The organism is uncultured Paenalcaligenes sp., assembly GCF_947630565.1.
GTDB lineage: Bacteria > Pseudomonadota > Gammaproteobacteria > Burkholderiales > Burkholderiaceae_B > Paenalcaligenes > Paenalcaligenes faecalis.
In genome coordinates this window covers 1-10,790 of the sequence record NZ_CANRIC010000059.1, presented here as the reverse complement: position 1 = coordinate 10,790, position 10,790 = coordinate 1, and the positions used below count along the sequence as shown (strand labels likewise).

Genomic DNA, 10,790 nt, shown 5'->3' with positions numbered 1-10,790 from the left:
GAACAAGGTTGGCTTACGCCAACGCGCTATCCCTCCCCGACCTAAAGGACGGGGTATCTCGCGCAACATCTTGATGAGTGAAAAAAATGCACGTGACCAGCTAACGTTATTTGGTTTTTTTGGTGAAAATAAGGATGTTTCCTATTTACCTAAGCAATTAATCCATTCAAACACGATATCTATTTATGATGCTTTACCCAAATATAATTGGTCCGGGAGACAGCCCAAAGAGTCTAAAGTTACAAAGAAATGTGTACTAGATGATTTTGAGTATGAAATGACGATCAAACCTGCACACATAGAGAGAGTTGATCCTAAAACAAAAGAAAAGAAAATAGTACCAGTCTATCCTGGTGTGCGAGAAGAAGCCGTTGAAGATGTATTAAGATTTTTAGCTGCAAATGGGCAGGGTGAAATGTTTGGGCGGGAAATGGGTGTGCATTTCACCGTTAACGAGGTGGTAAAGGAGCTTGAGAATATAAATAGATCGTTTGCTCATTTAGACGTCGTTGAAGCCTTAATGGTATGCAATAATGCGAATTTACAGGTGAATGTAAATGGAAAGATTATCGTTAACTCCGCTATTTTCCCTAATGTGACGTTAGTAAACAGGGAGAACTATAAGATAGCTCCATCTACTAGATGTTTTGTACGTTTTCATCCAATGGTGACAGCATCTGTTATTAATTTGGAATACCGCATGTTCAATTATAGACAAGCCATGAACATGAAAAATCCTTTAGCTCGACATATTTTTAAACGCATGAGTCATTATTGGCGACAGGCTAGTCAATCGCACACGTATAACTTTAATTTGATGCGCTACTTGTCACAAACGCCAAGAAATATATCACCTCGTATGCATCGTAACGTGGATGCTATGAATAAGGCGTTAGATGAATTAGTAAAAAATGAAATTCTAGAGAGCTATGAGGCAGAGGAAGTCCTAAAAGGAAAGAGAATACAAGATATAAAGTATGTATGTAGACCACATGCCAGCTTCATTACGGATGTTAAAAAAGCAAATTACGTGGCTAATCGGCGTAGTCTTTATGATGCGTTACCAGAATTACCTGGCCATTTGCGATAAACAATGAAATCGCAGACGCTCACCTTCACATTGGTCAGCGTTTTCTTCGCGAATTGTCTGAGTATCAGAGGTAGTTCAAATCCACCCAATTAAACGCCACCACAAATAATCTAGCGGCATGAGAAATACCACGGTGATAACAGCCAAAGGAATAGTAATACGTAATAATTGTCTTAAGGGCTCACGTGATAGCTGCATGGCCACAATTAAGGGGCCGACTTGGTAAGGAAAAACAATGGTGGAAAAACCCACTACTTGAGTCATTAGCACTATAGGTAAAGAAAAGCCCGTAATTTGTGCAAAATCTCCCGCCATTGGTGTAAGCACTGTAGGTACACCGGGTATAGTAGCGACTAAGCCTGTTAAGGCCGCGCCCACACTGAGCGCCATATAGCTGAGAAATGAAGAGTCTTCGCTGGATGGTAATAACTGAGCAAATTCATTTCCCATCGCTGCACCAATGCCTGAGCTGTTAACTAGCGCCCCTAAGCCCAGTGCTGATGCCACAAACACAATAGTGGCAAAATCGATTGACTGATTAAACTCTTTAGGATGCACTACGCCCCATTTGGGCAGTAGTAAAAAAACCGCTGTGAATAATCCCACCCATGCAGGATTGATTCCATGCAAGCTGTCAGTCATCCAAAACAGTAAGGTAATACCGAGCAAGACGCTGGTTTTCTTCTGTAGAACGCGCTCAGTAGGTGTGATCTCCACTTGTTGCAACTCGTCTGAAGTAGGAGTAACAATTTCATCAGGAAAAATACGTAATACTATCCATACCAAAATCGCTGATTTCACTATGCCCAAAATAGGGAAGTGCAACCATAAATACTCGGTATAACCTAAATCAATACCGTATAAATTTTCACTAGCTCCCGCTAAAATCATATTAGGAATATTAGCGGGTAATATAGCAAAGCTCGGCATATTACATGCAATCGCCAATGAGGTAGCAATGCCTAGCCGCCCATTACTGCCATGAATAAAGCCCACTCTGTCAGCCAAAGCCATACCAATGGGGACTAACACCACCGCGCGTCCCACTGAGGAAGGCATCACAAAGCCCAGTAACACGGCACTCAGCACTAAACCACCAATTAAAAAGGCATAACTTTTAGTTACATGAGGCGCAATGAAAGCTGCTAAGCGCCGCCCTAGTCCCGAATTGGAAATAGCAGCTCCAATCACAAAGCCCGAAACAATTAACCAAACGGCAGTTGAACTGAAACCTGAAAACAGCACATTAGGTTCAATTAATTTTAAAACTACGGCTAAGCCAAAAAATAGTAAACCGGTTAAAAAGGGGGGAAATACCCCTGTACTCCAAAGCACCAAAGTCAATAATATGACAGCAGCACTTTGAGAAAACGTAGCGGATTGCCCTTCAAGAGGAATGAAGGTCAACCATGCTGCAACCAGTACGGTTAGCAGTAAAATGCTTGACCTTAAATTAATCTTATTTTTCATAAAGAAGTTCATTTATTTATCAATCAATTATTAATATATATTTATATATAATATTATTACATATATTAAACTCGTTGGCTTCATCGACTGAAACCTCTTAAATGTTGAGTTAATTATTTGGTTAATTGTCCGGTGTTGTAATCGTGAATAGCCTGCTTAATCTCAGCCTGAGTATTCATCACAAAAGGACCGTATTGCGCAATGGGCTCGTTGATTGGTTTACCTGCAATCATTAATACACGAGCACCTGTTGGGCTGCTAAGTACTAAAGTGGTTTCTTCTTGGCTAAGCTCCGCCGCAAAGCCTGCTTGCAATACTTGGCCGTCAAGCTCGACACTGCCTTCAAATACATAAAGCAGCGCTGGGTGGCTGGTGGGCAGTTGTAATTGCAGCAGTGCTTTGCCCTCCAAGGCGAGGTCGGCAATAATGGGGGCAGTGGTTTTATTAGCTAAGGGCTGTAATTGCCCATCCATCACTTGACCTGCTATGAGTTTAATCTGGGCTAGCTCATTGAGCTTTTGCCAAGGCATAGCACTAGCGGGTATATCTTTATAATAGGCGTCTTGCATTTTCTCTGCGGCCGGTAAATTAAGCCATATTTGAAATCCGCGTAACAAGCCATTTTCTTGTTGAGGCATTTCCTCATGAATAATGCCTTTACCTGCCAGCATCCATTGCACACCGCCCGCTTTGAGATCGCCTTGATTACCTAGGTGATCTTTGTGTTGCATATGGCCATCCACAATATAGGTTACGGTTTCAAAGCCGCGGTGTGGGTGAGCTGGAAAACCTGCTAGGTAATCGTTGGGCTCATCGCTGGAAAAATGGTCTAACATTAAATAGGGATCTAAGCGCATGTCGGAGTTAGCGCCTAAAACGCGACGTAATTTCACGCCAGCCCCGTCTGAGGTGTCTATGCCTTGCCAGGCTTGTAGTATGTGTTTGGTAGACATTGATGATTCTCCTGTTTATCGTTGTCATTCACTATAAACTATCATAGAGGTACGGCCTGTGTTCATTAGACTCTTTTTAAGGCCAGATATTGTGATTGATAATGGGAAGATTGTTGCTGATGCCAAATGGAAGCTACTTGATTCAAATAAATCAAACACTGGTATTCCACAAGCCTATATGTATCAAATGTATGTTTATAAAAGACAATTTCATCGACACGTTGTTTTAACTGATGAAATAGCGTTTTTGCTTCATTCAAAGCTGCCTATATAAATAGTGTATCTTTTGCATGCACCTATTTAATTAATAACTTTGGTATTGCCCGACAACAAGCCTCCAAAGACATTAATAACTACTCGGTCAACATAGCACCAGGCAATTCGGTTTATGACACGAAGCTACGCGGCTATAAGCCTTCAAAGACGTTCCCCCCACAGCTCACCTCTGGCATAGCAGAAGAATACCTACAAGCCCTAGCGGGTAACAAAGAGTATGGTCATACCTTTCAAAGCGTGGATTTAGGCTTTAATAATATAGAGCTCTTACGCCCACCCATGCGTCAGATTAGCCCTAAAATTTTGCGAGTCATCACACAAGCCGCGAAAAACAATCAAAAAATAGACTTGGGCTATGTATCCCTTTTTTCACCGGATAAAGAGAGCCGCATCATTGCTCCGCATAGTTTAGTCTGCACCCCGCTACGTTGGCATGTACGCGCCTACTGTGAAAAGAATAGGGATTTTCGTGATTTTGTTTTAAGTCGTTTTCGAGCGATTAATGGCGTTGAAGGTAAAGCCAGTGTTAGCAAGGAGCAAGACTACAATATGATAGATGGCGTCACAGTTATAAAAACACGGGCTGCCTTACTGTCTTATGTATTGCAGGCATTAAACATTGATATTAGCCATCAACAACGTAGGCCTGAAGCGCAGCAGATAGTGATCCAGAATGCAGAAGACGTACCGGGAATATGTGTTTTAGTCTGTGCTTTCAGATATAGTTGACCTCATTTTTAACGACATGTAATATTTTCAAAGGAATCTTTTTTGCAGCGAGTTATTTTTCCGTTACTATCTCTATAGGTTTTATTCCCGAAAGAATCAGTAGAACCCCGGATAGTATTACCAGATGAGTCTCGCCACGTTTCATTACCAAAAGAATCGCGACTTCCTCGTATGGTGTTTCCCTGATTATCACGATAAGTGCTGTTGCCAAAGGAGTCGGTGCGCCCTCGGGTTGTTTTGCCTGAGCTATCCCGCCAGGTTTCATTGCCAAAGGAGTCTTTGCTGCCACGAGTGATTTTTCCTGAACTATCTCTACAAGTGGTATTGCCAAACGAATCCTCGGTGCAGCGGGTTTGTGCAGATACATGAGATGTGGTGGCGACGAGCAAAGCCAAACCGATGCTTACCAGTAAATATTTTGGTTTCATATGAGTAGATAAGATAGGCATGTTTTTGCGTAAAATTGATTATAGATGAGGGTTTTCGTGATGAAAGAATTAACACTAAAGCACGGACCAAAGTTAGAGCTTAAGCACAGTCATTTCGATGAGATAACAGAGGAAGCCAAAGAGGTTACTTCTGATATAACTAGCCGTGCAGGCCAGTTTTTGTTCAAAAAAGTCACCTTAGCTGCTGATGTATTACTATCAGATCTACTAAAGCTATTGCAACTAAATCCTGTTTTACTTGAGATTTATCATGGCCACTGGGCAGAAGATTTTCTAACAGAAGCCATTAGTCTTAATTTTACCGGCACCGAAGTTGTTGCTGATGACGAAGCTATTGAGTATTTAGAAATATATCAGCAATGGTCACATGATTGTGACACGAATGAAATGGCCTATATGGTCAATGAGTTTCATGGTATGGGCTTTTTGCGCAAAGCAGAGAGTAAAAATTTAGGTTCGGTAGGCACACGTACTCCTTGGAGTTTAACTTTTCTTCCACTTAAGGAGTTGTTAAACTTACCTGTACACATTAACCCTCAAGTTCAAGTTGTAGAAGATAATATTTACTCCACAAAATATGGGCAGATTAAGTATTCATTTCAGAATCCTAATCTACAGTTAGGAGAAATACTAGAAGCGGTGCTTTTTGAGTTAAGTTTCCACGGTAACCCAGCTATGAAAAAAGCGGAGGGTGACAGTTTGCTAGCCCTTAGTGAGAGGGTCAAAAGTGGGGTTGTAGAGACTACACCTTTTGACTTTAGTGGCCTTTATGCTGGAACTCGACAAGTATTCGAAATTTATGATGATGATTTCAGTGAGGAAATGCTTTGGCAATTACTCAAAAAACTCCCCGATAATGAAAATGCGCAAATAGCACTTAGCGAAAAAGAGGGTGAGCAGTTTCAATTAAAAGGTCAATACAAAGCACTTTCCGGTTTACAGCTCAGAGCGACGCTAGGTGAGTTAACTAAAGATAATGATTTCTTTTAGCCTCATTTTTATACGTTACAGCCGCTGTGCCTCTTGTCTTTCTAGCAGCTCAACCGTACGTCTGCTGTTGTGATAAATGCCAGAAAGCACAAACCAAAATCCGCCAATAACAGCACCAACAATAATACCCGTAATGGTGCCTATGATGGGTGCTGCTACTGTACCAACTATAGCTAATCCAATAACTAAAAGAATCATAAGCCAGTCGTTAATCTTGATGAGAAAATTTCCCATTTAAAAGCCTTTTTAGTTTGATTTTGGGGAAGAGTATGAAGAAGTTACATAGAAGTAAAAGTTTAGCATGCTAAAGTATTCTTAACTGCCGCTACAATATCCTCCCATACGCCAGGAGTACGCAGCACGGGCATTTCTTTGGCGAGTACATTACTGAGTTTTCCTTGGTTTTGTTCAATGGATCGCAGTAACCGATCGGCTTGATGGTCGGGCATTTCAACAACTTCTTTTAATGCCACACGGGCTAGCGCGTGATTGCGTAGATGGCGTGACTCTTCGCGCATTTTCTCGGTTAAGGTGCGACGAAGAATATGTGCTAAAAAGATAACGTGTGCTCCAAAGTCGGGGTAACGCCATAAGGGTCTTGCTTGCGTGACTCCTTGAAAATCAAAGTTGGAAACAATGCCATCCGCATAGGTGGTTTGAGTTGCTTTAAACGTGACATAGTCACGAACAGCTTGCATTAGAGGTTTGGAAACCTGATCCAGTACTTGATCGTAGGCGCGTCGCTCACTGGGATCATCGCTGATAACGGCCGATACAGGTAAAATGACGGGGTCAGGGATCACGTCATCACGGCGTAAAAGATCATTGATCAAGAATCGATGTACCCGTCCATTGCCATCGGCCAGTGGATGCACATAAACAAAGCCAAAAGCCGCCACAGCACTACGCATCACGGCGGACTGGCCTTGCGTCCTTTCTAGAAAAACCTGTAGTCCTTGCAGCATATTAGCGACATCTTCAGCTGGCGGTGCGACATAGTGCACCACTTCTTGATATCGCACAGTCTCCCCTACAAACACAGGGGATTGGCGTAATCCGAAATGAGAAAGCGTCGTGCGCTCACCTAAAATATCCTGCTGTATTTCAGCTAGGGCCGTTTCATTTAAAGGTAGATCAGCTTGCCCTGTGCGGCGCGCTATTACATTCGCAAAACGCTGTATACGGCTCATTTGATCCGTTTCACCTTCAATCGTAAAGCTAGCTTTGCTTTCACGTAATGTTAGCCAGACAGCCGCACGCATCAGTAAGTCTTCGCCAAATTCCGCGGTTAGTTCTGCAAACAGTGTAGGAATATCCAACTCTGCTGCTTGAGTGAGAGCTTCTGTTTTCGTGATAAGAGGGCAGAAGTATTGATTTCCTGGTAGGTTGTCGTTGATGCGCCAGCGTTTGATCTTGGTGGTTTTGTTATTAGATGCTGCTACCAATTTTGAATCATCAATGGCATCTACGTAATTACCACCAAGCCGATCTGGTACATTTAGGCTTTGTTTCGTAAACCATTCATATAAAAAAGCGGCCCTACGTGCGTATTGCCCTGTAGGCTCAAGTTCTATCCATGTTTGAATGAACTCTGGCCCACTAAGAGCAAAGAGACGAGATAAAAACTCGAAATGCGGCACTTCATACCGTAAATGAAACTGTAAATGAGCCGCTGGTTCAGCGGCTGGCCGCATAGACTCAGGGTAGGTTTCTGTATAAAATCCACCATCAATTTGTGTGGCCCTACGCCCGCCTATTTGGCTAAGTACAGGTGGTCTTCCAAACGGTGTCACACCATAATACTGCGTTAGCCAGGCGGCGCCTATAGGGTCTTTTGGCCAATTAAACATATCGATTCTCTACCAATAAGGATTAAGCTTGCATAAAAACGATTATATCTTAATGGTTATGCGTGGAATCGATTATAAATGATCGATTTTCTAGATGACTAAATCCATTTGTACGCATTAATTATCAAGCCTACTTTTCAGCCAGCCGTAATGCTCCCACAGTAATAGACTTGCTGCACTTCTATGTGGAGACCAATGATTTGTTAATGATTTTAGTTGCTTAGGGGTAGGGCGAGCAGCTAATTCTAGCAGGTCCATGGTGGCCACTTTAACCGCTAGATCATCAATTGCCAGCATATCGGCGCGACCCAATGAAAACAGCATATACATTTCAGCCGTCCAGTTACCTATGCCTGTAACGGCGGTTAGAGTTTTAATGACCTCCTCATCAGGCAGCTTTTTAAGGGCATTAAAGTCAATGTCATGTTCTATTAAAGAGCGAACATAACGAATCTTTTGTTTGGATAAACCATGAGCTCTAAGGGTTTCGTCAGAGGATTGAGTGATAGGGGTTGCAGAGGTTAACTCAGATTTCTCCAATCTTTCCCAAATACTATTTGCTGATGCCGTCGATAACTGTTGACCGACTATGGCTCGCATCAACTGGGAAAATCCGCCTCTTTGACGTCGTAAGGTAGGGACACCAACGCGTGTATAGATAGGTAAAAAACGAGGCTCTATGAGGAGGAGTTTCTCAATATGAGTAGTTAACTCTTCGGGGTTATTAATGGTGGTGATCATTTAGAAGGGTTTTAGTAACGTATTTAACGCCTCAAGGTTACTACAAACAAATCCTGCCGCATTCTTGTGACCACCCCCACCAAAGTGCGCGGCGATTTGGCTTACATCCATGTCGCCATGGGAGCGTAGACTACAAGAGATCAAGTCGTTTTCGTCTTCCTGCTCTTTTATGAGTAGTACAAATCCCCCGTGCTTGATGGCAATGGCTGCGCCTAGCTCGGAGTGATATTTTCGTTCTGCTTTAATAAAATGGCCTTTAATACCCAGTAACTCAATCGGTATGGCTGCTGAAACCTGTTCCATCACTTCGGCCATAAACTGACTATGTAACGCTTTCCCTTCGGAAACAATAGACTGGATTAGCTCTACATCCTCTTCAATAATTAATTGGGTAAGCAAAGCTCGCACATCATTTGGTTTTTTATCATTGAGTATACCTGCGTAGAACCACTTGGTTTCTTTGAACTTAAATGACCAAATATCGCCATCTGAAATATAGTCAATAATACGTGGTGCTGGCGTATCACCATGGATATACCTCCACGTTAATAGAGCCCCAGATTGTGTGTTTTTCTCGTCAAATAGAAACGCAATGGCTAGTTTTTCTCCCTTGGCTAGTCGTTCTTGAAAGTGTGCTACCGTACTAGCGGCTGAGATATGGTGATCGATGACGACCACCGAGTTGCCATTGCTTAGCAGAGTTTCTAACCAGGAAATAGGCAGACAAATATCCGCCAGGTAGACCTTAGCTCCTGAGTAGGCATTTAACTTCGCTAGCAAGGTGCTTACGCCTTCTGGGTTTTTGGGGCTGTAGTCATTATGATCTAAGGGTAAGTAATCAGCGGAGTCACCATACTTAGCTCTCAGGATCGCCTCACTGGCTATGCCGTCTAAGCAGTTATCGTGGGTGATGATTAGGGTGTTTTTAGGTTTCATTTACGTATAAGCGCCGTAGATAATACGCTTAAATAGATTGCTAGTGAACGCTCCACGGCGTCAGCGACTAACTCAGTAATCGCGTCGTACTTTCCATCCAAACATGCCATATCAAGCGCATCGTAATAGGTTAAACGGTCCTCTTTTTGAATAACCGCAGGCGGATACCCAGCCTTCATTAACTCAAAATTAAGCAGTAGACGCCCTGTACGGCCACTACCGTCAACGAAAGGGTGGATCTTAACGAATCGTGTGTGTAGCTCTGCTGCGCGCTCTATAGCATGTAATTCTCTGGCGGTATCGCTTTCGTACCAGGCCATCAACCTTTGCATTTCGTCATTTAAATGCAGGTGATCGGGTGGAGTCGTGCTTGCCCCGGCTATCACCACGTTTTCTCGTCGGTAGCGACCCGCTTCTTGTTGATCGATACCATTTAAAACCAAGTGATGCAGGTTTTTGATCTGCCACTCACTTAATGTCTCGTGCTTGCTCACAATCTCTTCAACATAAAAGATTGCATCACGATGATTAGTCGCTTCAAAATGCTCTCTAATTGATTTGCCGCCAACAGTAATCCCCTCCAGCACCACCTTCGTTTCTCGTAGCGTCAGTGTATTACCCTCGATGGCATTCGAATGATAGGTCCAATCAAGTGCTATTTTTTCACGTAGTGACGCAACGGTATTTTTCGGTAACGGGCGTGCAGCATCCAGCTTAGCTTTATGCTCATCAATTAACGCTAATTTACGACAAAGATCAGATGTCATTGTTTTTTCCAAAAAGGTTAAGCATTCTTTCTTTGATCAGATCAGTCGCCTGCCATAAATGACGGAAACTCCTTTTGCTCTGCCTGCCATAAATCATATTGCCCTTGCATGCGAACCCACATTTCAGCACTCGTTCCTAATGCCTCTTTGAGATGCAGTGCCATATCAGCAGAAATACCAGCGGAGCCATTTAGAATTCGGGAAAGCGCGGCTCGTGTCACTTTTAATCGTGATGCCGCTTCAGTAACCGTTAAGTCTCCCAGGTACTCGCGCAGTATAAGACCCGGATGGGCAGGATTATTCATACGCATAACTCTCTCCTAATGATAGTCTTGGTAGTCCACCAAAATGGCGTTCTCACCTTCAAAGTAAAAAAGTGAGCTGTATTTGAAGTTTGACTACGTGCTTAGCCTAAATACCCGACTTGGAGCCTGTTTCGAAAAAAGCTTGGAGTTCTTTATTAGATTACGTCGAAAACCTCTTCTTTCAGGTGGAGGATGTAAGACGTTGCCGCAAAACGCGGCAAGATATATTCAATC

Annotated in this window: 13 protein-coding genes; 4 read left to right on the top strand and 9 right to left on the bottom strand. The window is 42.9% G+C overall.

Features of this window, described 5'->3' with window-relative positions:
- Nucleotides 1-1,090: RepB family plasmid replication initiator protein (locus tag Q0Z62_RS09790; RefSeq protein ID WP_298053980.1), on the top strand; the 1,090-nt coding region annotated here is incomplete at its 5' end.
- 75 nt (nt 1,091-1,165) lie between these two features.
- On the opposite strand, the gene Q0Z62_RS09785 is transcribed toward Q0Z62_RS09790, so the two are convergent.
- Nucleotides 1,166-2,560 (bottom strand): SLC13 family permease, encoded by a 1,395-nt coding sequence (locus Q0Z62_RS09785; protein WP_298053975.1) that lies wholly within the window; start codon nt 2,558-2,560, stop codon nt 1,166-1,168.
- A 113-nt stretch (nt 2,561-2,673) separates the two neighbouring features.
- The gene (locus tag Q0Z62_RS09780; RefSeq protein ID WP_298053971.1) at nt 2,674-3,513 is read right to left on the bottom strand and encodes a pirin family protein; all 840 of its coding nucleotides are present in this window, start codon (nt 3,511-3,513) and stop codon (nt 2,674-2,676) included.
- Nucleotides 3,514-3,571: 58 nt separating this feature from the next.
- On the opposite strand from Q0Z62_RS09780, the gene Q0Z62_RS10755 reads away from it, so the two are divergent.
- Together Q0Z62_RS10755 and Q0Z62_RS09775 are read left to right on the top strand one after the other, a co-directional pair.
- On the top strand, nt 3,572-3,787 hold the full coding sequence (locus tag Q0Z62_RS10755; protein WP_367180591.1) for a hypothetical protein: 216 nt from the start codon (nt 3,572-3,574) through the stop codon (nt 3,785-3,787).
- A gap of 281 nt (nt 3,788-4,068) precedes the next feature.
- Nucleotides 4,069-4,518 carry a WYL domain-containing protein gene (locus tag Q0Z62_RS09775; protein ID WP_298053969.1) on the top strand — a complete coding sequence of 150 codons (450 nt, stop codon included), beginning with the start codon at nt 4,069-4,071 and terminating at the stop codon, nt 4,516-4,518.
- 52 nt (nt 4,519-4,570) lie between these two features.
- Here the strand turns inward: Q0Z62_RS09775 and Q0Z62_RS09770 are convergent, their stop codons facing one another.
- Nucleotides 4,571-4,849 (bottom strand): hypothetical protein, encoded by a 279-nt coding sequence (locus Q0Z62_RS09770; RefSeq protein WP_298053966.1) that lies wholly within the window; start codon nt 4,847-4,849, stop codon nt 4,571-4,573.
- 157 nt (nt 4,850-5,006) lie between these two features.
- Between Q0Z62_RS09770 and Q0Z62_RS09765 the strand changes: the two genes are divergently transcribed.
- Nucleotides 5,007-5,957: a hypothetical protein gene (locus Q0Z62_RS09765; RefSeq protein ID WP_298053964.1), complete on the top strand. Its 951-nt coding sequence runs from the start codon at nt 5,007-5,009 to the stop codon at nt 5,955-5,957.
- 15 nt (nt 5,958-5,972) lie between these two features.
- Here Q0Z62_RS09765 and Q0Z62_RS09760 read toward each other — a convergent pair whose 3' ends face one another.
- The 6 genes from Q0Z62_RS09760 to Q0Z62_RS09735 all read right to left on the bottom strand — a co-directional run bounded on the left by Q0Z62_RS09760 (nt 5,973) and on the right by Q0Z62_RS09735 (nt 10,562).
- A complete protein-coding gene (locus tag Q0Z62_RS09760; RefSeq protein WP_298053961.1) occupies nt 5,973-6,191 on the bottom strand; it encodes a hypothetical protein in 219 nt (72 codons plus the stop codon).
- Between the two features lie 62 nt (nt 6,192-6,253).
- Entirely contained in the window at nt 6,254-7,807 is a 1,554-nt protein-coding gene (locus Q0Z62_RS09755; protein ID WP_298053959.1) for a Fic family protein, read from the bottom strand.
- A gap of 117 nt (nt 7,808-7,924) precedes the next feature.
- Nucleotides 7,925-8,548 carry a hypothetical protein gene (locus Q0Z62_RS09750; RefSeq protein ID WP_298053956.1) on the bottom strand — a complete coding sequence of 208 codons (624 nt, stop codon included), beginning with the start codon at nt 8,546-8,548 and terminating at the stop codon, nt 7,925-7,927.
- Nucleotides 8,549-9,484, bottom strand: coding sequence for a DHHA1 domain-containing protein (locus Q0Z62_RS09745; RefSeq protein ID WP_298053954.1), 936 nt, complete (start codon nt 9,482-9,484; stop codon nt 8,549-8,551).
- On the bottom strand, nt 9,481-10,251 hold the full coding sequence (locus Q0Z62_RS09740) for a Fic family protein (protein ID WP_298053952.1): 771 nt from the start codon (nt 10,249-10,251) through the stop codon (nt 9,481-9,483). Before Q0Z62_RS09740 ends, Q0Z62_RS09745 begins: the two co-directional genes overlap by 4 nt.
- 41 nt (nt 10,252-10,292) lie before the next feature.
- Nucleotides 10,293-10,562 carry a HigA family addiction module antitoxin gene (locus tag Q0Z62_RS09735; protein ID WP_298053950.1) on the bottom strand — a complete coding sequence of 90 codons (270 nt, stop codon included), beginning with the start codon at nt 10,560-10,562 and terminating at the stop codon, nt 10,293-10,295.
- Between the last annotated feature and the right edge of the window lie 228 nt (nt 10,563-10,790).